This window comes from Streptomyces antarcticus, from assembly GCF_026627255.1.
In the GTDB taxonomy this organism is placed as follows: domain Bacteria; phylum Actinomycetota; class Actinomycetes; order Streptomycetales; family Streptomycetaceae; genus Streptomyces; species Streptomyces antarcticus.
On sequence record NZ_JAPNLM010000012.1, the window covers coordinates 81,466 to 104,898 of the forward strand.

The window sequence follows — 23,433 nt, forward strand, 5'->3', positions numbered from 1 at the left end:
TGTTTCACGTGAAACCGATCGACCCGCGCCTGCTCCGGTACGCCCGCTCCACCCGCCTCTTCCTCGGGGCGGTGGTGGTACTGGGCCTTGCCGGGGCGGGGCTGGTCGTCGGTCAGGCGATGCTGATGGCCGAGATCATCGTCGGCGCCTTCGAGGACGGCCTGGACGGAGCGGCGCTGAGGACCCCGCTGATGCTCCTGGCGGCAGTGGCCCTCGGGCGGGCCCTGGTGGCCTGGCTGACCGAGCTGGCCGCGCACCGGGCGGGCGCGGCGGTCAAGTCCGAACTGCGGGGCCGGCTGCTGGAGCGGGCCGCAGACCTGGGCCCCGGCCGGATCGACAAGCAGCGGACGGGCTCGCTGGTGGCGCTGGCCACCCGCGGCGTGGACGCCCTCGACGACTACTTCTCGCGCTACCTGCCCCAGCTGGGCCTCGCGGTGGTGGTGCCGGTGGCGGTGCTGGCCCGGATCGTCACCGAGGACTGGGTGTCGGCCGCCATCATCGTGGTCACGCTCCCCCTGATCCCCCTGTTCATGATCCTCATCGGTATGGCCACCCAGTCCCGGATGGACCGCCAGTGGCGGCTGCTCTCCCGGCTGTCGGGGCACTTCCTCGACGTGGTGGCAGGGCTGCCGACCCTGAAGGTGTTCGGCCGGGCCAAGGCGCAGGCCGAGTCCATCCGAGTGATCACCGACGACTACCGCCGCGCGACGATGCGGACCCTGCGCATCGCCTTCCTCTCGTCTTTCGCGCTGGAGCTGCTGGCCACCCTGTCGGTGGCCCTGGTGGCCGTGACCATCGGCATGCGGCTGGTCCACGGCGAGCTCGACCTCTACACCGGCCTGGTCATCCTGATCCTGGCGCCCGAGGCCTATCTGCCGCTGCGGCAGGTGGGCGCGCAATACCACGCGGCCGCGGAGGGACTGGCGGCCGCGGAGCAGATCTTCGAGGTCCTGGAGACCTCCGACGCGCAGCCGGGCGGCGAGACCGCCCTGCCCGCCGGCGCCCCCCTGCGGATCGAGATCGACGGGGTCGCCGTCCGGTACGCAGGCCGTGGCGAGGATTCGCCCGGCCCGGTCTCCCTGGCCGTCGGGCCGGGGGAGTGCGTCGCGCTCACCGGCCCGAGCGGCGCGGGAAAGTCGACGCTCCTCCAGGTGCTGCTGGGATTCGTGGAACCCACCGCCGGCCGGGTCCGGGTCGCGGGCGTGGACCTGGCCGAGCTGTCGCGCGCCCAGTGGCGCGAGCAGATCGCCTGGGTGCCTCAGCGGCCGCACCTGTTCGCCGGAACGATCGCCGAGAACGTACGGCTGGCCCGTCCCGGGGCTTCCGAAGCCGAGGTGGCGGAAGCGCTGCGGAACGCCGGGGCGGAGGAGTTCGTGGCCGCGCTGCCCCTCGGGGCGCGAACCGCGCTGGGCGAGGGCGGCGTGGGGCTGTCCGCCGGGCAGCGCCAGCGCCTGGCCCTGGCACGGGCGTTCCTGGCGGACCGGCCCGTACTGCTGCTGGACGAGCCGACCGCCGCGCTGGACGGGGAGACCGAGGCCGGGGTGGTGGACGCCGTACGGCGGCTCGCTGCGGGTCGCACCGTGCTGCTGGTGGTGCACCGGCCGGCGCTGCTCGCCGTCGCGGACCGGGTGGTCCCGATGGCTGCCGAGGCCGGCCCGGCCCGGCCCCTCCCCCGGACCGTAGCCCCCCCGGCCGCGGTCGGGACGGAGCTCCGGGCGGGCGCACCCGACCCGGACGCCGGTGAATGGATCCTCGGCGCCGCGCCCGAGCGGGCGCGGACCGGGGGCGGCACGGACTCGGGCGGGACGGACCCGCTGCGCCGGGTGCGGGCGGTGGCCAGGGCGTGGCAGGGGCGCTTCCGGCTCGGCCTGCTGCTCGGGGCCCTGGCCGTCGGATGCAGCGTGGGCCTGATGGCCGTGTCCGGCTGGCTGATCTCGCGGGCCTCCGAACAGCCGCCCGTGCTCTACCTGATGGTGGCCGTCACCGCGACCCGGGCCTTCGGTATGGGGCGGGCCGTCTTCCGGTACGCCGAGAGGCTCGTCTCGCACGACGCCGTGCTGCGGATGCTCGCAGACCTGCGGGTCTCGGTGTACCGGCGGCTGGAGCGCATCGCCCCGGCTGGGCTGCGCGAGCACCGGCGCGGGGACCTGCTGGCCCGGCTGGTCGCCGACGCCGACGCGTTGCAGGACTACTGGCTGCGCTGGCTCCTCCCGGTCGGTACCGCGGTGCTCGTGGGAACCGGCTCGGTCGCCTTCGCCGCCTGGCTGCTGCCCGAGGCCGGAGCCGTCCTGGCCGTCGGCCTCCTCGCCGCCGGGATCGGGGTGCCGCTCATCAGCGGGGCGACCGCCCGCCGGTCCGAGCGCCGGCTCGCACCGGCCCGGGGCGCGCTCGCCACCCGGGTGGCCGACCTCCTCACCGGCACCGCGGAGCTGACCGTCGCCGGCGCGCTGGAGGACCGCAAGGGCCGGGCCCGCGAGAGCGACGGCGTCCTCACGCGCATCGCCGCCCGGGGCGCTGCCGCGACCGGGCTGGGCAGCGGGTTGTCGGCCCTGATCTGCGGACTCACCGTGCTGGCCGCCGCGGCCGCCGCCGCGAACGCCGTCCACGACGGACGGCTGTCCGGGGTGGCCATGGCCGTCGCGGTGCTCACCCCCCTCGCCGCCTTCGAGGCGGTCAGTGGCCTTCCGCTCGCGGTCCAGTACCGCCAGCGGGTGCGCCGCAGCGCCGAGCGGGTCTACGAGGTGATCGACGCGCCGGTTCCGGTCGCCGAGCCGGAGCGGGCCTGCGAGCCGCCCGCCTCGCCCTTCCCCCTGCGGCTGTCGGGGCTCACCGCCCGGCACCCCGGTCAGGAGCGGGACGCGCTGCGTGGACTGGACCTGACCCTGGAGGCCGGGCGCCGCATCGCCGTCGTCGGCCCCTCCGGCTCCGGCAAGACCACCCTCGCCCAGGTCCTGCTGCGGTTCCTGGACCCCCGCGAGGGCGCGTATACCCTGGGCGGCGCGGACGTGCGCACGCTCGACGGCGACGACGTACGGGAACGCGTGGGGCTGTGCGCCCAGGACGCCCACATCTTCGACAGCTCGGTGCGGGAGAACCTGCGACTGGCCCGCACCGGGGCGAGCGAGGAGGACCTCAGGGAGGCACTGGCCGCCGCGCGTCTGCTGGAGTGGGCCGACGGCCTGCCGGACGGGCTGGACACCCTGGTCGGCGAGCACGGCGAGCGGATCTCGGGCGGCCAGCGCCAGCGTCTCGCCTTGGCCCGGGCGCTGCTCGCGGACTTCCCCGTGCTGGTCCTCGACGAGCCGGCCGAGCACCTGGACCTGGCGACGGCGGACGCCCTGACGGCGGACCTGCTGGCCGCGACCGAGGGTCGTACCACCGTGCTGATCACGCACCGGCTGGCCGGCCTGGAGGCGGTCGACGAGGTGCTCGTACTGGACCGGGGAGAGGTCGCGCAGCGGGGCGGCTACGCGGAGCTGGCCGCCGCGGAGGGGCCGCTGCGGCGGCTGCTGGAACGGGAGAGGGCAGTGGACCGGATGGCGGCCGACTTTCCACAGTAAAAGGGACTAACTAGTCTCAAGGGATGTCAGCGCAGGAGTCGCAGCAATCACCGGACGCATCACCCGGAACGCCGGACCCGCTGGAGGTCGCCACCCAGGCCACCAGGAGTCTGCAAGGCCTGTCCACGGAGCTCACCGCCCGGGTCCCCCAGCTGCTGGAGGCGATGAGGTCGGTCGGTACGGGTCTCGAGCTGCACTCCACGCTGGACCGCATCTGCGAGACGGCGGCCGAGCTCGCGGACGCCCGCTACGCGGCGATCGGCGTCGTCGACACGGAGGGGCGGGGCCTTTCGGACTTTGTCACCTTCGGGATCAGCGCCGAGCTGGCCCGGAAGATCGGCCACCGCCCGGACGGGAAGCGGGGGCTGCTCGGCGCCCTGATCTCCCACCCGGACACGGTGCACCTGCCCGATCTGACGAAGGACCCGCGCTCGGCCGGATTCCCGGCGCACCACCCGCCCATGAAGACGTTCCTCGGCGTCCCGATCCGGGTGCAGGGGGAGATCTTCGGCAACCTCTACCTCGCTGAGAAGAACGGCGGCGGCGAGTTCAACGATTACGACGTGCACATGGTCCGGGTGCTGGCCACCGAGGCGGGCATCGCCATCGGCAACGCCCGGCTGTACGAGGCCGCCACCCAGCGGGAGCGCTGGATCGACGGCTCGGTCGCCGTCACCACGGCGCTGCTCTCCGGCGGGGACGCGGACGACGCCCTCGCGGTGGTGGCCGAGCAGGCCCGTCGCCTGGCCGACTCCTCCGCCGGGATCGTCATGCTTCCCGCCGAGGACGGCGGGATGGAGATCGTCGCCGTCTCGGCCGAGAATCCGGCCACGTCCCTCGGCGTGGTGGTTCCCGCCGAGAGCCCGGTGGTGGACAGGCTGCTCCAGGGCGAGGCCGTCTTCGTGGACGACGCGGCCTCCGACCCCCGCATGATCAGCAAGCTGACCAGCCAGTACGGCCCCTGCATGATGCTGCCGCTGCACAGCGGCGGGCGGGTGCTCGGGGCACTGGTCACTCCCCGGGCCCGCGGCCAGCGCCCGTTCACCGAGGCCGAGCGGACCTTGGCCACGCAGTTCGCCTCACAGGCGGCGCTCGCGCTGATGATGGCCGAGGCGCAGCGTGACCGGGAGCGGCTCGCCGTGTTCGAGGACCGCGACCGCATCGCGCGAGACCTGCACGACCTGGTCATCCAGCGGCTTTTCGCCACCGGGATGATGCTGGAGGGAGCTCAGCGCAGATCCATCGTCCCCGAGGTCCGTGACGGTGTCGGCAAAGCCGTGGACGAGCTGGACGTGACCATCCAGGAGATCCGCACGGCGATCTTCGCACTCCAACAGGGCCCGGCGGAAGCGCCTTCGGGGCTGCGCACACGGGTGCTGAGAGAGATCAACATGGCCGCGGTGCCGCTGGGCTTCAAGCCCGCGCACCGGTTCCTCGGGCCGATCGACGCCATCGTCGGGGAGCTGGTCGGCAAGAACTTGATCGCCGCGCTCCGAGAGGCCCTGTCCAATGCCTTCCGGCACGCGGAGGCCTCCCGCATCGAAGTCGTCGTGGACTCCACGATCGCGTTGGCCGACGGGCGGCCGGGGGTGCGGCTGGAGGTCGCTGACGATGGTGTGGGCATTCCGGAGGGCGGGCGCCGCAGCGGCCTGCGCAACCTCCGCCGGCGGGCGGAGTCGCTGGGCGGCGCGAGCTCGTACGGTCCCGGCATCGGTGAGGACGGCGGCGGGACCACCCTGGTCTGGGAGGCCCCGCTCTAGCCCGGGGGCGTCACTCGCTCTTGGCGACGGGGACGGCACCCCGCCAGGCGGGTCCTCTCAGAAGCCCTGCTGCTCCGCCGCCATGATGGCCGCGGTGCGCTCGGCCAGGATGCGCTCGATGACGACCGCGACCCCGTCCTCGTTGTTGGCGGTCGTACGGCCGGACGCGGCCGCGATCACATCCGGGTGCGCGTTGCCCATCGCGTATGAGGTGCCCGCCCAGCCGAGCATCTCCACGTCGTTCGGCATGTCACCGAAGGCGACGACCTCGGCCGGTGTGATGCCCCGCTCGGCGCAGCACAGGGCCAGCGTGCTCGCCTTGGAGACGCCCCGGCCGCTGACCTCCAGGAGGGAGGTCGGACTGGAGCGGGTGATGGACGCGTACGCGCCGGCGGCGGTGCGGGCCAGGGCCAGGAACTCATCGGGGGCGAGATCGGCGTGGTGCGCAAGCAGCTTGAGTACGGGTGCGGCGCTGTCGTCCGTGTCCTCGTGCAGCAGTTTCTCGGCGCTGGCGACCTTGGCACCGGGGTCCTGGAAGAACGGCGGGTACTCGGGTTCGTAGTTGATGCCGGTGGTCAGCTCGACCGCGAACGACGTGCCGGGTGCGGCGGCCCGAAGGGCATGTACGACAGAGTTCGCCGCTGCCCGGGGAAGCGCCCTGACCTGTACGAACGCCGGTCCTGCGTGGAGGTCGACCACCGCCGCGCCATTGGCGCAGATCGCGAGTCCGTGGCCGTGCACGTGGTCACTGACCACGCCCATCCACCGTGCCGGTCGGCCGGTCACGAAGAACACCTCGATCCCGGCCTTCTCCGCGGCGGAGAGCGCGGCGACGGTGCGGGGCGATAGCGACTTGTCGTCGCGCAGCAGGGTGCCGTCGAGATCGGTGGCGATCAGCCGGGGCGTGGGGGTGGGCCCTTCCGGGCACTGGGGAGCCGAGGTCACGGCTCCATCTTCGCCCATGGCCCCGAGCCGACGGACCATGATCGGAAGGTCCTGCCGGGGCAGTCGGCGTTTCACGTGAAACCTCCGCCCAGCGGCTGCGTTTCACGTGAAACATGTCAGGCCCCCACGGCGGAGGCCGCTGCGGGTGACATGCGGCTCCCGTGTCCGGCCCCGTAGGCTCGATCGCATGAGTCTGCGTCTGAGTACGGTGATCCTTCCGGTACGTCGATGGCACGAGGGCGGCCGCGATCAGTGGCAGCGGGCCGAGCGCCTCGGATTCCACACCGCCTACACCTATGACCACCTCTCCTGGAGGGGCTTCCGGGACCTTACGTGGTTCGGCGCGGTGCCCACCCTCACCGCGGCGGCCGCCGTGACCGAGCGGATCCGCCTGGGGACGCTCGTCACCTCTCCGAATTTCCGCCACCCGGTGACACTCGCCAAGGACCTCATCAGCCTGGACGACATCTCCGGCGGCCGGATCACGCTCGGCATCGGCGCGGGTGGCAACGGCTTCGACGCGACCGCTCTGGGTCAGGAGCCCTGGACCCCGCGTGAACGAGCCGACCGCTTCGCCGAGTTCGTACCGCTGCTCGATCGACTGCTGACCGAGGGGGCCGTCAGCGAACGTGGCGCCTTCTACTCGGCCGAGGAGGCCCGCAACGTCCCCGGCTGCCTACAGTCGCCCCGTCTGCCGTTCGCGGTCGCCGCGACCGGGCCCCGCGGACTGAAGCTCGCCGCCCGGTACGGCCAGGCATGGGTGACCACGGGCGACCCGAAGCTCTTCGAGGACGGAACCCCCGACCAGTCACTGGAGGCACTCCGGGGCCAGACGGGAAAGCTCGACAAGGCGCTGGCCGAGGCCGGACGGAAGCCCGAGTCCATCGAGAGGATCCTGCTGACGGGCTTCACGCCTGAGCGCAACACCCTGCTGGAGTCCGTGGACGCGTTCGTCGACTTCGCGGGTCGCCACCGGGAACTGGGCTTCACCGAGCTGGTGATCCACGCACCGATCCCGGGATCCGACTTCGCCGCCGACGAAGCCGTCTTCGAGCGGATCGCGACCGAGGCCCCGGCCCAGCTGGACGGCTGAAGCCGTCGCCGGCGCCGCCCCGGGAAGGGCAGCGGCGCCGGTCACCGGGTCAGCGCGCCAGCTGCGTGAGCAGGTGCTCCGCCGAGGGCAGGAGCCAGTCGGGCGCGGTCCCCTCGGGCCAGGCACGCACCTCGTCGACCAGCGCCGAGACCCGGGCGGCGCCGGCTTCGGGGCGGCCGCGCTCCTGCTCTGTCCAGGCGGCGTTGTTCAGGCACTGGAACCGGTCCCGCAGGTGATCCTGTCCGAGTTCCGCGTAGAGCGCCGCGGCCCGGTCCCACAGTTCGATCTCCTCCACGCGCAGGGCTTCGATCCGGGCGTCGCTCAGTTTCTCCGTCGGCCCCGGGCGGGAGGCGGACTCGCCGACCGCGGTGTCTGCCCCGGTACCGGCGCTGTCCTCCGTGTCGTCGTCCGCCGCGTCCTCGCTGACCCGGCGGTCGAGGACCTGCGCCAGCTGGTGCCAGGTCTGGGCCAGTTCCGACCGCAGTTGGGGGTCCTCCGGGTCGGAGGCCAAGGCCCCGTCCAGCACCCCGACGGCGTCATCCATCAGCGTGCGGGCCCGGGCCACCGCCGCGTCGGTGATCTCCTCCCGCAGCCCCAGCCATGCCAGGGACCGCAGGACGCGGACCTCGGGGACGGGAGCGTCCCCGGTCAGGCGGTACAGCTCCAGGGCCCGCTCGTAGGCGGCGGTCGCCTCCACGGCCAGTCCCGCTCCGGCGAGGGCCTCCGCGGCCGAATGCGCCAGGTTCGCCTGAGGGCGCGGGTTCTCCCAGCCCTTGGCCGCCTCCGCCGCCAGCAGGTACTGCTCCGCCGCCGGACGGGACTCGCCGAGCTCGCGCAGCAGGTCGCCCAGGAACTCCCGCGCGGACACCGCCTGCTCTTCTCCGTGCTCCAGCAGATCGGGCAACGCCGACTGCAGGACCTCGGCCGCCTCGGCGGTACGGTCGTCCCGCGCGTACGCCCGCGCCAGCATCAGCCGCGCCTGTGCCCCGCCATCGGCGCTGAGTCCGGCCTGGTCGAACCAGTGGGCGCCGGACAGGGCGTGCTCGGCCGCCTCCCGCTCCGCGTCGCCGCGGCGCAGCAGGACGTCCGCGAGGGTCAGCCGGATGGCTCCCTGCGCTTCGGCGTCGGTGACCTCGGCGGCATGTTCCAGGCCCGACCGCGCGGCTGCCTCCGCCTCGTCCGGCCGGCCCAGCGACATCAGAACCCCGGCCCGCAGCGACAACGGGTCGACCGCCTCCCAGGGACGGCCGGCCTTGACCGCACGCGCGGCGGCGGACGCCAGCAGCACCACGGCCCGGTCGGGGTCGCCCTGAGACAGGGCGAGGCGGCCCAGCATCTCCTCCGCCTCCGCCGCGAGGTCGGGCACCGTGCCTTCGTACGCGTCGACGAAGTCGGTCAGCTCCGCCACGACCTCATCGTGGCCGTGCGCCCGGTCGTGTCCGTGGTCGTGCCCGTGGTCGTGGGGCGCTTCGAGCGAGCGCAGGTACGACTCCACGCGGATCACCGAAAGCTCCACCAGGGCGATCCGCCGGGTCCGCGACGGCTCGGCGGGGTCGAGCGCCTCGGCGGCCCGCGCCGCCACCCGGAACAGAGCCCGGATCTCCGCAGGCGCCGCCCCGGACCGGGCGGCCACGCCCGCCAGCCGCAGTTCCGCCAGGGCGGCGCGCTCCGTCCGGCCGAGGGCCCGGTAGGCATCCCGCACCGCCGCCAGCAGTTCGGGGGCCTCCTCGTCCCCGCGTCGCGCGGCCGCCAGCGCCCGGTGGTCCGCCAGGTCGGCCGAGACCAGTGGATCGGGCTCCGGCCGCGCGTCCAGCCGTACGGCCACCTCCGCCCACAGCGCGTCCATGCCCGGATGCCCCAGGTCGCGGGCCCGCCGGGCACGCTCCACCAGCTCGGAGAAGCCGGACGGGGACGCCAGTACGGTCGCAGCGGGATCGGGCAGCCGATCGGGCACGGGCGCGACAGCGGCCCTGTCGCGCGGCAGCACCGCGCTGCGCACCCCTAACGGGAGTACACCGAGCAGTGGTTCCCGCCCGATCCGGTCCTGGAACCGGTCCGAGATCCGGGTGGTGCCGTTGCGGTCGTCGAAGCGCCGGGCGATGTCGAGGGAGCCCGCGTACAGCACCGCGTACAGCTCGGAGACAGAGCGGGGGATTCCCTCGTAGGGGACGGCAGGACTCCCGCCGTGTCCCAGCTCCTCCAGGCGGCGCAGCAGGACCAGGATGCCGCCGTGGAAGGCGAGCTGGTCGTCGACGTTGACGAGCGGGCCGACGTGGCCCGCGTGCTCGGCCAGGATTTCCAGGCCGCGGGACTCGTTGCCGGTGAGCGCGCAGAACTCGATGTGCTTGCCGATCGTCGGCAGCAGGCTCTCGTTGCCGCGGGCCATGCGGTAGCCGCGCAGGTGGTGGGAACGGGCTTCGTCGCTCCGGCCGAGCCGGAGCAGCGGCAGCAGTGAGGTGGCCAGGACCCGGTGGGGTTCTTCCGCGCAGGTCAGATCGCCCGCGAGAACGGGCTTCCAGAGCTCCAGGGCCTCGGAGTCGTCGCCGTGCAGGACGGCGTACTGTCCCTGGCTGTTGAGCTCGCAGGCCTGACAGTCGCTCATGTCGTCGCGGTCCGCCGCCAGCCAGCGCCCGAAGGCCCGCTCGGCGCGTTCGTCGTCGCCGGTCATGTGGGCGAGCCACAGCTCGGCCTCGCGCACGGGCCGCTCGCTGTAGCCCGCGACCCGGTACCGGCGCTCCATCTCTTCCAGCCAGCCGACGGCCGACTCCAGCGGGATCCCCGGCGAGTCGGAGATCGCCGACGCCACCCACTTGAACTGCCAGAACAGTGAGTGGGCCTCCCATTCGGAGAAGGCGGCCGGGTCCTTGTCGTACTCCTGGAGCAGCCGGGCGAAGGGCACCAAGATCTTGGACGACTCGGAGCTGTAAAGGTAGGCGTTGATCAGGTTGTCGAGCGTCTCACGGAACAGGGCCCGGTCCCCGCTCGCCTCCGCGGCGCCGGCCAGGGCCTCGGCGTGCGCGTTGCGTGCGGAGCCGTTCGGCGATTCGCGGTTCTCGGCCAGCCCCTGCGCGATCTCTTCGCGGGTCGTCGTCACTTCTGGTCCTCCGCGGAGTCGGTCGAGTGGGTCGCCCATTCCAGGAGCCCGAGGAAGGCCCGGTTGAGCAGGGTGGAGTCGGCGGGTCGCAGCGGTCGCTGGGACATCAGCAGGGCCTGCCCGTACAGCGATTCGACGGCGGTTCCGGTCAGTTCCCCGTCGGGGAGCGTGGAGATCCGGCGGACCAGCGGGTTGTTGTGGTTGAGGACCAGCCGGGCACGGGGCGCGGAGCCACGCAGCGCCCCGAGGATGCCGCTCCACAGCGAGTCGGCGCTCTCCAGCGCGGCGGTCCGGTCGCGCTCCTGCCGTGCTTGGCGGTCGTCGAGGTAGAGCGCGGGTACGGAGACGGGCTGGAAGGCACGTAGCAGCACATCGCAGCCCAGGGGTTCCAGGCGGGTGCGTGCGGTGGCCAGGAAGGAGGCGAGCGCCAGCTCGGCGGAGGTCGGCACCTGGTCGAGGCGTTCGGTGACGGCTCCGGCGTCCAGCTCGCTGACCTTGAGCTCGGGGCGTACGGAGGGCAGGAGGGCCAGCAGGTCCGCGTCGTAGGTGTAGCCGGCGTTCACGACGCCGAGTCCGTGGGCCGAGGCGATCGGTGCGATCTGGCGGAACTCCTCGACGGTGCGCGTGAAGTGGATCTCCGTGTGGGCGGCCGTGAACTCCACGAGGCTCATCGAACCGTCGCTGGTCTCGAACGGCAGCCACGGCAGCATCAGGGCCAGCAGCTCGGAGTCGTGCCGCGCCATGGACTTCACACCGAGGTGGTGGACGCGCAGGAAGGCGGCCAGCCGCTCCGGGTCGCTCGCCGCGAGCTCGGCGAGCCAGCCGCGGATGCGGGTGCCCAAGGCGTCCCGTACGGCGGAAAGCGTCTCGTCGTCATAGAGGTTCTCGCGGGAGGCGGTGGGCCGCAGCGTGTCCGTGTCCAGGACGGCCCGCACGAAGAACGCCCAGTCCGGCAGCAGGTTGTCGGCACGGTCGGTCAGCAGCATGCCCTTGAGGTGGACGCGGTGTCCGGCCCGGTGGGCGGGGCTGGTCGGTTCGGGGAGGACGTACGCCACTCCGCGCACCCCGGCCACCGGCAGGTCGAGGTCGATGGTGTCGAGCGGGGTGAAGCCGAAGAGCTCCGCGCAGTGCCCGGCGAGCGCGACGCGGCGCGCGACCGGGGTCGGGAACGGCCGGTCCCACACGGCGGGCCGATCGGTGACGGTCCGGGGCTCGCCACCGAGGCCGTCGTCGAAGGTGATCTCGTAGGGCAGTAGGGAGCCGTAGTCGCGGGCCAGCTGTTCGACCTTGGCCGGAACGGTCCATTCGGCTGCCCCGGGACGGGCTTCCAGGACGACCGTGGTGCCGGGCTCGGGGCGCGCCGAGCGGGGCAGCTCGCGGATGGTGTACGAGCCGTCGTCCGTGGCCAGCCATTCGACGGGCGCGGCCTGAGGGTCGCGGGCGGACCGGGTGACGACGCGGATCTGGCGGGCGACGACGAAGCAGGCGAGCAGACCGATGCCGAACTGGCCGAGGAACTCCCGGCGGGCGGCCTCGAGGCCGTGCTCGCCGCCGCGCTTGGAACTGCGGCCGATGGTGGCGAGGAGGGAGTGGGCCTCGTCGGAGGTGAGGCCGATTCCACTGTCCTCGATGGTCACGCGCCCGTCAGATGCCGACAGCCGGATGCGGACCTTCGCATCAGGGTCGAGGGCGTTGCGGGCGGTGACCGCGTCCACGGCGTTCTGCAGCAGCTCGCGCACGTAGACGCGCGGACTGGAGTAGAGGTGGTGGGAAAGCAGGTCGACCAGGCCGCGCAGGTCGACTTGGAAGCTGTGGGGCGCGGGCGCGGCCGTGGACGGGGAGGGCGGTGTGGACGGGGACGTGGACGTCATAAGGCGTCACCTCGCGTGCGTTCAGGGGTGGTTCGGCGATCGCGAGGTTCCCCCCTCACAGATCCCGGAGTGGGAACAGAGTAGGGGGATGATCTGACAATTCCCCGGTGTTTTCATGCTGGGACAGTGCTATTGAAAACGGAGGAAGCCCGGCGGAACGGTTTCTACCAGCCACACGCCGTTAGCGCTGATCCGGAAGACGTGGCCGGCCGCGCGCATCGCCGCCGCGTCCACGCTGAGCACGACGGGCCGCCCGCGGCGCGCGCCGACCCGGGTCGCGGTCTCCCGGTCGGGCGACAGGTGCACGTGGTGGCGGGCCATCGGGCGCAGGCCCTCGGCGCGGATCGAGTCCAGGGCGGCGGTGACGGTGCCGTGGTAGAGGTACGCGGGCGGTTCCGCCTCCGGAAGATCCAGGTCCACGGCGATGGTGTGCCCCTGGCTGGCCCGGATGCGCGTTCCCTCGACCGCGAACCGCTGTTTGTCGTTGGTGGCCACGACGTGGTCGAGCTCGGAGCGGCTGACGGCGAAGCCGTGGTCGCCGGCCGCGCGCAGCAGGTCGTCGATCTCCACCCACCCGTGGGGGTCGAGCACCAGTCCGATCCGTTCCGGCTGGTGCCGGAGGTGCTTCGAGACGTATTTGGAAACCTTCACGGTGCGTCTGTCGTCCATGGCCCCAGCGTGCCCGGTCGGGCGCCCCCGCGGCAGCGATTTTCCGGGCGGCGGCAGGGGTGGACACCCTCTATCGCGATTCCAAGATACGGAATACATTTTCCGCTGCCACTTCTGCCCAAGGGGAGAAACCATGACAGCCCATACCTCTCTTCCACGCCGAGCGGCTGCCGAACTCATCGGCACCGCCGGTCTGCTCGTGGTCGTGATCGGTTCCGGAATCCAGGCCGCCGAACTCAGCCGCGACGCCGGTGTCGCCCTCATCGCCAACTCGCTCGCTTCGGCCATCGGCCTCGGACTGATCATCACGCTCCTCGGGCCGCTGTCCGGCGCACATCTCAACCCGGTGGTCACCCTCACGTCCTGGTGGGCCCGGCGTACCAGCGGCGAGGGTCTCGGCGGGCGGGAGGCGCTCGTCTACACGGCGGCGCAGACGGCCGGAGCCATCGGCGGCGCCGTCCTCGCGGAGGCCATGTTCGGGCGGATGCCGGGTACCTTCGCGACCCAGGTTCGCGACGGCGGCCATCTGCTGGTCGGCGAGGTGGTGGCCACCGCCGGGCTCGTCCTCGTCATCCAGGGGCTCGGGCGCACCGGGCGCACCAGGCTGATACCGGCCGCCGTCGCGGCGTACATCGCCGCCGCGATCTGGTTCACCTCCTCCGGCTCCTTCGCCAACCCGGCCGGCACCATCGGGCGAAGCTTCAGCGACTCCTTCACAGGTATCGCCCCGCAGTCGTTGCCCGGGTTCGTCGCCGCCCAGTTGCTCGGTGGGGCGGCCGGCCTGGCCCTCGCGGCCCTGCTGTACGGAAGGGCCCGGGCAACCGGCGGTACGAACGCACGCCCGGCCGCGGCCACGGAGGCGCCCACGGCGGTGGCGCTGGAAGCTGCGGTCGCCCGGGTGCCGGTCGTGGCGGCGGTCGTCGTGGGAGCGCCGGTCGTGGCGCCGGTCGTAGTGGACGTCGCGGTGGAGATGGAAGCCGTGGCCGAGTCCCTGGCCGAGACCGGAACGGTGGAGGGCACGGCCACCACCAAGGCGGATTACGAGACCATCGGTTGAGAAACGGTCCAGCCGTGGCCCGGTTGCCCACAGGAAGAGCCGGTTGTCCACAGCCGTTTGGGCATGTTTTGACGGCAAACGCGCGTTCGCCCTGTGGACTACCGGCCGAGCGGCACCGGACACCACCGGCCGCGCGCCACCCGGCGCCGCCGACCGATCGGCACCCGACTCTACCGCTCGCCCCGGCGCGCCAGATCGTTCATGGTCCGGGCCTGGAGCTCCCGCTCCGTCGCGGCCCGGACGAACTCCGCCACGTGCTCGGCGCCCACCAGCTCCTGCACGGCCCGCACCGTCCCGGCCGGCAGCGCCACGGGCGACGGCCCCGCCGGCTGAGCCGCTCCGGGAGTCCCGAGATGCCGCTGTAGGTGGCGGGTCGCGAACAGTCTCATCGCCCGCGCCAGTTCGGCATCGACCGTCTGCTGGGCCAGCGGCCGCAGCCGCCGTACCATCGTGGCCGCCTCCGCGGCGTCGGCGTCCGTGGGCGGTACCTCGCCGAGGTAGCGCGCGAAGACGTGCTCGGTGGTGAAATCCAGGAACCGCGAGGCTATGTGTTCCACCTGCCCCCGCAGCTCCCGCAGGTGCCCGGTGATCGCCGTCAGCGGCACCCCGGCCGCGTACAGCTCGGCGGCCACCGCCAGCTCCTGGGGGGAAGGCACCAGGAACTGGTCCGGCCGGTCGGGGATGCGCTCCAGCACTCCCAGCTCGCAGGCCTCGCCCACCGCGTCGTCGTCCGGCCTGCCGCCGAACCGCTCGTTCAGCTCCTCCCGGGATATCCGGGCGGCCTCCTCGTCGGTCCACGGCCCGTGCACCTCGGCGACGAGTCCCAGAACGCCGCCCAGCCCGCGCCCGGCGTCCCACGCCTCCAGCAATTCCTTGATGGAGGCCAGGGTGTAGCCGCGGTCCAACAGGTCCGCGATCTGGCGCAGGCGCGCCAGGTGCGTGTCCCGGTAAACGTTGGAGCGGCCCCTCCGCTCCGGCTTCGGGAGCAGACCGCGGTCCTGGTACGCCCGGATCGTGCGCACCGTGGCCCCACTGTGGTGCGCCAGATCCTCGATCCGGTACTCGGCTACCGTCTGCTCGGACAATCCCGGCTCCCTACGACATCGCGGCTCGGCCGACCGCGCCCGCCGCGGTCCGGGCGGCGGGCGAAGCCGCGAGGTACTCGACCGCCCTGCGCAGCGAGCCCTCCTGCGAGGGATGGTACGACCGCCGGAAGTAGCGGGGTATGGCCGTGCCGAGCTCTCTCCACGTGGGCAGCAGTCCCTTGGCTACCGCCTGGTTGTGCCCGCAGAGCGAATAGCCCGGCCGCCCGCCCGTCTCCGGGTCGTTGCGCATGAGGTACGAAGCGCCCCATACCCACAGCCAGGCCAGCATCGGCGCGACCACGACCATCCCCTCGATCCGCCGCGCGTACCGGGGCAGGCCGGAGCCGCCGCAGTGCTGGTACATGTCGAAGGCGACGGAGCGGTGCTCCACCTCCTCGGCTCCGTGCCAGCGCAGAAGGTCCAGCATGACCTCGTCCGCGCCGGCCCGGTCGAGGCCCTCCGCGCGCAGCACCCAGTCCCCGAGCACCGCCGTGAACTGTTCGATGGCGGCGACGATCGAGAGCCGGAAGCGCAGCCACTCCTGGGCGGTGACGGGCGCCCCGAACGGCGGCGTCTGGCCCAGCAGCCCCCCGAAGAGGAAGTCGACGTGCCGCGTGTACGCCTCCGTCGGCAACCCCTGCTCGGCGAGGTGGTCCAGTACGTAGGAGTGCTGCACGCTGTGCGTGGCCTCCTGGCCCATGAACCCCTTGACGTCCTTTCGCAGCTCCGGGTCGGTGACCAGCGGCAGTCCCTCCTTGAAGACCTGCACGAACCACCTCTCACCGGCGGGCAGCAGCAGGTGCAGCACGTTGATCACGTGGGTGGCGGCGGGCTCGCCGGGTATCCAGTGCAGGGGGGTGGACTTCCAGTCGAAGGCCACCCGGCGGGGAGTGATCGCGTACGGGCCCAAGCGCCGGCCCCCGCCCGTGCCCGAGAAGCCCACGGCCGAGGAGCCCATGGCCGCGGAGTCCGTGCCCGACGAGCCCGTGTCCGACGAGCCCGGGCCGGATCCCGCCGCCGGGCTCACATCCGCGCTCCCGTCCGGGTTCACAGCGGGGGCTCCAGCTTCGCGAAGGCCCGCAGGGTGCGCGGGGCGAAGCGGGACATCCACAGGGCCCCCTTGGACTCGGGGGTCACCGGTACCACGGCCTCGTTGCGCACCACGGCCCGCAGGATCGCGTCGGCGACCTTCTCCGGCGGGAAGTTGCGCAGGCCGTAGAGCCGCGAGGAGCGTTCCTGCCGGCGCTTCTCCTCGGCCTCGTCCACCCCGGCGAAGCGCGAGGTGGCGGTGATGTTGGTGTTGACGATGCCGGGGCAGATGGCGGAGACACCGATCGACTTCGCCGCCAGCTCCGCCCGCAGGCACTCGGACAGCATCAGCACCGCGGCCTTCGAGGTGCTGTAGGCGGGCAGGGTCTTGGAGGGCAGGTAGGCGGCCGCGGAGGCGGTGTTCACGATGTGCCCGCCCTGCCCGCGCTCCGCCATCTGCCTGCCGAAGATGCGGCAGCCATGGATGACACCCCACAGATTGACGTCGAGGACCCTCTTCCAGTCCTCGGCGCTGGTGTCGAGGAAGGCTCCGGACAGGCCGATCCCGGCGTTGTTGACCAGGACGTCCACGATTCCGTACTCGGCGGCGACCCTCGCCGCGAGCTTCTCCATCGCCTGCTCGTCGCTGACGTCCACGCATTCGCCCCAGGCTTCGGGGGCTCCGACGAGCCGGGCCATCTCGGCCGTCCGCGTCGCGCCCCCGCCGTCCCGGTCCACGGCCACCACCCGGGCCCCCGCCTCGGCGAACGCGAAGGCCGTGGCCCGGCCGATGCCGCTGGCCGCGCCGGTGACCAGGACGAGCTGGCCGCCGAAGCGGTCCGCGTACTTGCCCGGAGCCCGCTGCTCCGGCGCCCGCGCCGCGGGCTCCTCCCGGGTGGTGACGAAGTCGGTGATCCACGCGGCGAGCTGGTCCGGCCGACTCCGCGGCACCCAGTGCTTGGCGGGCAGGGTCCGCCGCACCAGATCCGGGGCCCATCGCTCCAGATCGTCGTACAGGCGCTCGGACAGGAAGGCGTCCCCGGTCGGGGTGATCAGCTGCACCGGCACGTGCGCGTAGGCGTCGGCACGCGGCCGGCGCAGGCGGGGCCGGACGTTGTCGCGGTAGAGCCAGGCGCCGCGCGCCGCGTCCGTGGGCAGCGACGCCGTCGGGTACGCACCGGACGGAACCTTCTCCAGGCGCTGGAGGATGGCCGGCCAGTGCTTGCCTAGCGGACCGCGCCAGGCGAGCTCCGGCAGCACGGGAGTGTGCAGCAGGTACACGTACCAGGACTTGGCGCCCTGGCCGAGCAGCTGCGCGGTCCGGCGCGGGGTGGGCCGCGTCATCCGCTTCTTGATCCAGTGCCCGAAGTGGTCCAGGGAGGGGCCCGACATCGAGGTGAAGGAGGCGATCCGGCCCTCGGTACGGGCGACCGTCGCGAACTCCCAGCCCTGAACGGAGCCCCAGTCGTGGCCGACCAGATGCACCGGCCGGTCGGGGCTGACCGCGTCGGCGACCGCCAGGAAGTCGTCCGTCAGCTTCTCCAGGGTGAACCCGCCGCGCAACGGCTGCGGCGCGGTGGAGCGCCCGTGGCCGCGTACGTCGTACAGCACCACGTGGAAGCGCGTCGCGAGCCGCTCGGCGACCTCTGACCACACCTCTTTGCTGTCCGGGTAGCCGTGCACCAGCACGATGGTCGGCCGCCCCGCCTCGCCGAGCTCGGCGACGCACAGCTCGACCCCGCCGGTGCTCACCCAGCGCTCGCGCGCGCCCGCCAGTCCCGCCGGTCCTGCCCCGCTCGTCCCGCTCATGCCGTCTTCTCCTCAGCCCAGCGCCGCACGTGCGGCAGATCGTCGTCCAGCCAGAACGCGCTCTCCTCGGGATCCCGGGAGTCGGTGACCACCAGGATCTCCTCGAACTTCGCGCCGGTGCCCCGGAAACCCAGGTGCGGTTCCACCGCCCACAGGCCGGGCTGGGGCGGGTGGTCGGAGAAGCGGTACGGGCTCCACAGCGGGGACCAGCCCTCACGGTGCCCGTGCAGGGCGTCACCCGCCAGCCCCTTCAGGGACTGGGTGCCGAAGCCGAACGCGGTGGGCGACCAGCGCCGCTCCTTGACCCGGTCGATCTTGTGCGCGATCACGCCGAAGGGGTAGGCGCGGTGACGGTTGGCGTAGCCCTGCCGCGTCATCAGCCGCTCGACGTTCTCGTAGATCTCGCGCAGGGGGCGGCGCTCGCGCACCTGCTCCAGGATCAGCACGCGGTGCGCGTGCAGATCGGACATCAGACGGTCCTGGACCGGGTTCAGCCCGAGGCTGCCCGAGTAGCCCACGTCGGCCGCGTAGCCCTTGAAGACCGGCGCCATGTCGAGGATGAACGGCATCCCCGGCTCCAGCTTCCGGTTCGTCGGGAAGAACTGCAGCGGGATCCTGAAGTTCGCGAAGGCGGTGCGGTCGCCGAACCAGGCGAAGGGGAGGTGGAACCAGTCGCGCACGCCCCGCTCGCGCAGCCATTCGCGCTGCATCCGCGCGGCCTCCCGCTCGGTCATTCCGGGCCGCAGCTGCGCGGCGACGGCCTCCGCGCACTCGTACGAGAGCCGTTGCACTTCCCTGAACCCGCGCAGTTCGGGGGTGAGTTGCGCGGTGCGTTGCTTGGTGTCCCCAGCCATGCCAGCAGTCCGTCCCTGTAGCCGTACGCGCCCGTAACTTGACACTGATGAATGTGACAATGACTGGAGATCACGTCAAGGCCCGTGCACGGACCTGTGGACAAACTTGTCCGGGTCACATCAGCCTCCAGTACGGGTATGTACGCCTGAAGGCGGAGACGGGAGCCAACTCAAGGTCTGACGATTCGCGGGGCCCGGACCACTAACGTCGAACCCGTGACTGTCATCGCGACCGAAAGCCTGAGCAAGCGGTACCCCCGAGTGACCGCCCTCGACCGGCTCTCCCTGGACATCGGGCCTGGTGTTACCGGCCTCGTGGGTGCCAATGGAGCCGGCAAGTCCACGCTGATCAAGATTCTGCTGGGACTGTCCCCCGCCACCGAGGGCAGTGCCGCCGTGCTCGGCCTCGACGTCACCACGCATGGCAGCGCCATCCGTGAACGCGTCGGCTACATGCCCGAGCACGACTGCCTGCCACCCGACGTCTCGGCCACCGAGTTCGTCGTCCACATGGCGCGCATGTCCGGCCTCCCGCCGACCGCCGCCCGTGAACGCACCGCCGACACCCTGCGCCACGTCGGACTGTACGAAGAGCGCTACCGCCCCATCGGTGGCTACTCCACCGGCATGAAGCAGCGCGTCAAGCTCGCCCAGGCGCTCGTCCACGACCCGCAGCTGGTTCTCCTCGACGAGCCCACCAACGGCCTCGACCCGGTCGGCCGCGACGAGATGCTCGGACTGATCCGCCGGATCTACACGGACTTCGGCATCTCCGTCCTGGTCACCTCCCACCTCCTCGGCGAGTTGGAGCGGACCTGCGACCACGTCGTGGTCGTAGACGGGGGCAAGCTGCTGCGCTCCAGCTCCACCAGCGACTTCACCCAGAGCACCGCGACCCTCGCCGTCGAGGTGACCGACTCCGACGAGCACCCGGACGGCACGGCCGCCCTGCGCAAGGCGCTCACCGGGGTGGGGCTCACCCTCCATGCCGGAGAGGAACAGGGCCTGCCCGGGGCCGGCCACGTCCTCCTCGTCGAGGCCACCGGAGACCAGACCTACGACACCGTCCGCGACACCGTCGCCGACCTGGGCCTCGGCTTGGTGCGCATGGAGCAGCGCCGCCACCACATCGCGGAGGTCTTCCGCGACAACGACCAGTCCGTCCCCGGCGGCCAACCCGTCCCCGGCGGCCAGCCCGTCCTCGGCGACCGGCCCGTCCACACCGCCCAGCAGAAGGGAGCCGGTTCCGATGGCGCCTGACACCTCGACCCAGATCCACAACATCGGCTACCGGTCCTACGACGGGGCCCGGCTCGGCCGCTCCTACGCCCGCAAGTCGCTGTTCTCGCAGTCCCTGCGCGGCGCGTACGGGCTCGGCCGCTCCGCCAAGTCCAAGGTCCTGCCGATGATCCTCTTCGCGGTGATGTGCGTTCCCGCGCTGATCCTCGTAGCGGTGGCCATCACCGTTCCCGGCAGCACCGAACTGCCGATCAAGTACACGACGTACGCCCTGACCACGCAGGTGGTCATTGGTCTCTTCCTCGCCTCCCAGGCACCCCAGTCGGTCTCCCGTGACCTGCGGTTCAAGACGGTGCCGCTGTACTTCTCGCGGCCGATCGAGCGGGTCGACTACGTCGTGGCCAAGTTCGCGGCCATGGCCTCGGCCCTGTTCATCCTCACCGCCACACCGCTGCTGATCATGTGGATCGGCTCGCTGCTGGCGAAGTTCGACTTCGGCGACCAGACCAAGGGATTCGGGCAGGGACTGGTGTCGGTACTTCTGCTGTCGCTGCTCTTCGCGGGCCTCGGCCTCATCATGGCCGCGCTCACCCCCCGCCGAGGGTTCGGCGTCGCCGCGATCATCGCCGTGCTTCTGATCCCCTACGGAGCGGTGACCGCCGTCCAGGGCATCGCCTACAGCACCGGCAACACCGGGGCCATCGACTGGATGGGCCTGTTCTCCCCGATCACCCTGATCGACGGCATCCAGACCGCGTTCCTCGGCGCCACCTCCGCCTTCCCCGGCGGTGAAGGCCCCACGGCCGGCACCGGCTTCGTCTACCTGCTCGTCGCCCTCGGCCTCATCGCCGGCTCCTACGCCGCTCTGATGGCCCGCTACCGGAAGGCCGGGCTGTGACCATCATCGACATCGACCACACGTCCCGCTGGTTCGGGAACGTCGTCGCCGTCAACGACGTGACCATGCGCATCGGCCCGGGAGTCACCGGACTGCTGGGCCCCAACGGCGCCGGAAAGTCCACGCTCATCAACATGATGGGCGGCTTCCTGGCCCCCTCCACGGGCACGGTCACGATCGACGGCACGCAGATCTGGCGCAACGAGCAGGTCTACAAGCAGATCGGCGTCGTGCCCGAGCGCGAGGCCATGTACGACTTCCTCACCGGCCGCGAGTTCGTCGTCGCCAACGCCGAACTGCACGGGCTCGACGATGCGGCCGCCCAGCGGGCACTGGCCACCGTCGAGATGGAGTACGCCCAGGACCGCAAGATCTCCACGTACTCCAAGGGCATGCGCCAGCGCGTGAAGATGGCCTCCGCCCTGGTCCACGACCCGGCCGTGCTGCTCCTCGACGAGCCGTTCAACGGCATGGACCCCCGCCAGCGCATGCAGCTCATGGACCTGCTGCGGCGCATGGGAGACGCCGGCCGCACCGTGCTGTTCTCCTCGCACATCCTGGAGGAGGTCGAGCAGCTGGCTTCCCACATCGAGGTGGTCGTCGCCGGCCGGCACGCCGCCTCGGGCGACTTCCGCAAGATCCGCCGCCTGATGACGGACCGCCCCCACCGCTACCTCGTCCGCTCCTCCGACGACCGGGTCCTCGCAGCGGCCCTGATCGCCGACCCGTCCACGGCCGGTATCGAGGTCGACCTGAAGGAAGGCGCCCTGCGCATCCAGACCGTCGACTTCGGGCGCTTCACCGAGCTGCTGCCGCGGGTCGCCCGCGCGCATGGCATCCGGCTGCTCACGGTCTCGCCCTCCGACGAGTCCCTCGAGTCGGTCTTCTCCTACCTCGTCTCGGCCTGAAGGAGCTGGCACCCATGTACAACCCCACCGTTGCCCGGCTCACCTACCGGGCCCTGCTCGGCCGCCGCCGCGCGCTGATCCTGTTCCTGCTCCCGGCCCTGCTGATCGTCATCGCCATCGCCGTCCGTGCCCTCACCGGAGTGGACGACAAGGTCGCCGCCGACCTGCTCGGCGGCTTCGCCCTGGCGACGATGGTCCCGCTGATCGGCGTCATCGCCGGCACCGGCGCCATCGGCCCGGAGATCGACGACGGATCGATCGTCTACCTGCTCTCGAAGCCGGTGAAGCGCCCGACGATCATCATGACCAAGCTGATCGTCGCCATCGCCGTCACCATGGCCTTCTCCGCGATCCCCACCTTGATCGCCGGCTTCATCCTCAACGGCAACGGCCAGCAGATCGCCATCGCCTACACGGTCGCGGCCCTCGTCGCCTCGATCGCCTACAGCGCGCTGTTCCTGCTGCTGGGTACCGTCAGCAGGCACGCGGTCGTCTTCGGCCTCGTCTACGCGCTGATCTGGGAGTCGCTCTTCGGCAGCCTGGTCTCGGGCGCCAAAACCCTCAGCGTCCAGCAGTGGGCCCTGTCCCTCGCAGAGAAGGTCGCGGGTGAGGGGTACGTCGACGCCACCGTCGGCCTGCCCACCGCCGTCGTCCTGCTCGTGGTGGTGACCGTCGGAGCCACCGTCTACGCGGGCCAGAAGCTGCGCCGCCTCACCCTGGCCGGCGAGGAGTAGGCCCCGGCCGACCCCGGCACACCGCTGTGACCTTGTGCCCCGCCCGGCCCACCGGCCAGGCGGGGCACAGCTGCGCGCGTCATCATCGGTGCATGATCGAGCACGCCGAGCCCGAGCCGTCCAGGCCCCTGCGGTCCTGGATACGCTCCTCGCCCGGAACGCACATCTGGCTGCTGATCATCGCCGTCACCAGCGTCGTCGTCGTCATCGCGCCCGACCGGGTGGACCACGTCCTGCTCCACCGCAACAGCAGCAATCTCCACCAGCTCGTCCAGCATCCGGTCCGGGCGCTCCTCAGCAGCGCCTTCTGGATCGAGAACCCTGCCTCGCTCCCGCTCTACGCACTGCTCTTCGAGGTCTTCCACGCCCCCGTCGAACGCTGGCTCGGCACCCTGCGCTGGCTCCTGATCGTCGCGACCGCCCACATCGTCGCCACCCTGGTCAGCCAGAAGGCCCTCCTGATGGCCATTCAGGACCACCGAGCCCCGCGAACCATGACCCATGTCGTCGACATCGGCGTCAGCTACGGCCTGGCGGCGGCCGCGGGCGTGCTTACCTACCGGCTGCCCGGTCCCTGGAAATGGTTCTACCTCGCCGGTGTGGTCGCCTTCTTCGGGCTCCCCCTCGCCACTGGCGGGAACTTCACCGACCTCGGTCATGCCATCGCCCTTGCGGTCGGCCTGCTGGCGTGGCCACTCACCCGCCGCCCTGTTTCACGTGAAACGCGACCCCTGTTTCACGTGAAACAGGGGTAGGCCGTCTCGTCGGCACGGGTTTTGGCTTCCCAGCGGCCGCGGCCTGTCGGCGTCGCCGCCGGATTCACGGCTG

General features: G+C 71.9%; 16 protein-coding genes and 1 pseudogene. 9 read left to right on the top strand and 8 right to left on the bottom strand.

All coding sequences use genetic code 11. The annotated features are described in order from the left end of the window. Nucleotides 1–8: 8 nt before the first annotated feature. On the top strand, nt 9–3,560 hold the full coding sequence (gene cydD / locus OTB16_RS19470) for a thiol reductant ABC exporter subunit CydD (protein WP_267721524.1): 3,552 nt from the start codon (nt 9–11) through the stop codon (nt 3,558–3,560). A gap of 23 nt (nt 3,561–3,583) precedes the next feature. Then, a complete protein-coding gene (locus OTB16_RS19475) occupies nt 3,584–5,320 on the top strand; it encodes a sensor histidine kinase (RefSeq protein WP_267721526.1) in 1,737 nt (578 codons plus the stop codon). 57 nt (nt 5,321–5,377) lie between these two features. On the opposite strand, the gene OTB16_RS19480 is transcribed toward OTB16_RS19475, so the two are convergent. Next, nucleotides 5,378–6,283, bottom strand: coding sequence for a Cof-type HAD-IIB family hydrolase (locus OTB16_RS19480; RefSeq protein ID WP_267721527.1), 906 nt, complete (start codon nt 6,281–6,283; stop codon nt 5,378–5,380). Nucleotides 6,284–6,452: 169 nt separating this feature from the next. Here OTB16_RS19480 and OTB16_RS19485 point away from each other — a divergent pair, with 169 nt between their 5' ends. Continuing rightward, nucleotides 6,453–7,358: an LLM class flavin-dependent oxidoreductase gene (locus tag OTB16_RS19485; RefSeq protein ID WP_267721529.1), complete on the top strand. Its 906-nt coding sequence runs from the start codon at nt 6,453–6,455 to the stop codon at nt 7,356–7,358. A gap of 49 nt (nt 7,359–7,407) precedes the next feature. On the opposite strand, the gene OTB16_RS19490 is transcribed toward OTB16_RS19485, so the two are convergent. From OTB16_RS19490 to OTB16_RS19500, 3 genes are all read right to left on the bottom strand, one after another. Beyond that, nucleotides 7,408–10,452: a tetratricopeptide repeat protein gene (locus OTB16_RS19490; RefSeq protein ID WP_267721530.1), complete on the bottom strand. Its 3,045-nt coding sequence runs from the start codon at nt 10,450–10,452 to the stop codon at nt 7,408–7,410. Next, complete coding sequence (locus OTB16_RS19495) at nt 10,449–12,323, bottom strand: HSP90 family protein (RefSeq protein WP_267721531.1); 1,875 nt, start codon at nt 12,321–12,323, stop codon at nt 10,449–10,451. Before OTB16_RS19495 ends, OTB16_RS19490 begins: the two co-directional genes overlap by 4 nt. 129 nt (nt 12,324–12,452) lie before the next feature. After that, nucleotides 12,453–12,992, bottom strand: coding sequence for an RNA 2'-phosphotransferase (locus tag OTB16_RS19500; RefSeq protein ID WP_267721532.1), 540 nt, complete (start codon nt 12,990–12,992; stop codon nt 12,453–12,455). A 133-nt stretch (nt 12,993–13,125) separates the two neighbouring features. On the opposite strand from OTB16_RS19500, the pseudogene OTB16_RS19505 reads away from it, so the two are divergent. Further along, a pseudogene (locus OTB16_RS19505) lies at nt 13,126–13,842 on the top strand (aquaporin); the annotation flags it as partial. A gap of 377 nt (nt 13,843–14,219) precedes the next feature. Here OTB16_RS19505 and OTB16_RS19510 read toward each other — a convergent pair. The 4 genes from OTB16_RS19510 to OTB16_RS19525 all read right to left on the bottom strand — a co-directional run bounded on the left by OTB16_RS19510 (nt 14,220) and on the right by OTB16_RS19525 (nt 18,826). Next, nucleotides 14,220–15,134, bottom strand: a complete 915-nt coding sequence (locus OTB16_RS19510) for a MerR family transcriptional regulator (protein ID WP_267721533.1) — start codon at nt 15,132–15,134, stop codon at nt 14,220–14,222. 10 nt (nt 15,135–15,144) lie between these two features. After that, nucleotides 15,145–16,092 (bottom strand): metal-dependent hydrolase, encoded by a 948-nt coding sequence (locus tag OTB16_RS19515; RefSeq protein ID WP_267721674.1) that lies wholly within the window; start codon nt 16,090–16,092, stop codon nt 15,145–15,147. Between the two features lie 89 nt (nt 16,093–16,181). Continuing rightward, nucleotides 16,182–17,972, bottom strand: a complete 1,791-nt coding sequence (locus OTB16_RS19520; RefSeq protein ID WP_267721535.1) for an SDR family oxidoreductase — start codon at nt 17,970–17,972, stop codon at nt 16,182–16,184. Next, nucleotides 17,969–18,826 (bottom strand): M24 family metallopeptidase, encoded by an 858-nt coding sequence (locus tag OTB16_RS19525; protein WP_267721536.1) that lies wholly within the window; start codon nt 18,824–18,826, stop codon nt 17,969–17,971. The genes OTB16_RS19520 and OTB16_RS19525 overlap by 4 nt, the downstream gene beginning before the upstream one ends. Nucleotides 18,827–19,042: 216 nt before the next feature. Between OTB16_RS19525 and OTB16_RS19530 the strand changes: the two genes are divergently transcribed. The 5 genes from OTB16_RS19530 (at nt 19,043) to OTB16_RS19550 (ending at nt 23,360) form a co-directional block, all read left to right on the top strand. Next, entirely contained in the window at nt 19,043–20,086 is a 1,044-nt protein-coding gene (locus OTB16_RS19530) for an ABC transporter ATP-binding protein (RefSeq protein ID WP_267721538.1), read from the top strand. Beyond that, the gene (locus OTB16_RS19535) at nt 20,076–20,963 is read left to right on the top strand and encodes an ABC transporter permease subunit (RefSeq protein WP_267721539.1); all 888 of its coding nucleotides are present in this window, start codon (nt 20,076–20,078) and stop codon (nt 20,961–20,963) included. The genes OTB16_RS19530 and OTB16_RS19535 overlap by 11 nt, the downstream gene beginning before the upstream one ends. After that, entirely contained in the window at nt 20,960–21,871 is a 912-nt protein-coding gene (locus tag OTB16_RS19540; protein WP_267721540.1) for an ABC transporter ATP-binding protein, read from the top strand. Before OTB16_RS19535 ends, OTB16_RS19540 begins: the two co-directional genes overlap by 4 nt. Nucleotides 21,872–21,885: 14 nt before the next feature. Further along, nucleotides 21,886–22,605 (top strand): ABC transporter permease, encoded by a 720-nt coding sequence (locus OTB16_RS19545; protein ID WP_267721541.1) that lies wholly within the window; start codon nt 21,886–21,888, stop codon nt 22,603–22,605. Nucleotides 22,606–22,697: 92 nt separating this feature from the next. Continuing rightward, complete coding sequence (locus OTB16_RS19550; RefSeq protein WP_267721542.1) at nt 22,698–23,360, top strand: rhomboid-like protein; 663 nt, start codon at nt 22,698–22,700, stop codon at nt 23,358–23,360. Nucleotides 23,361–23,433 lie beyond the last annotated feature (73 nt).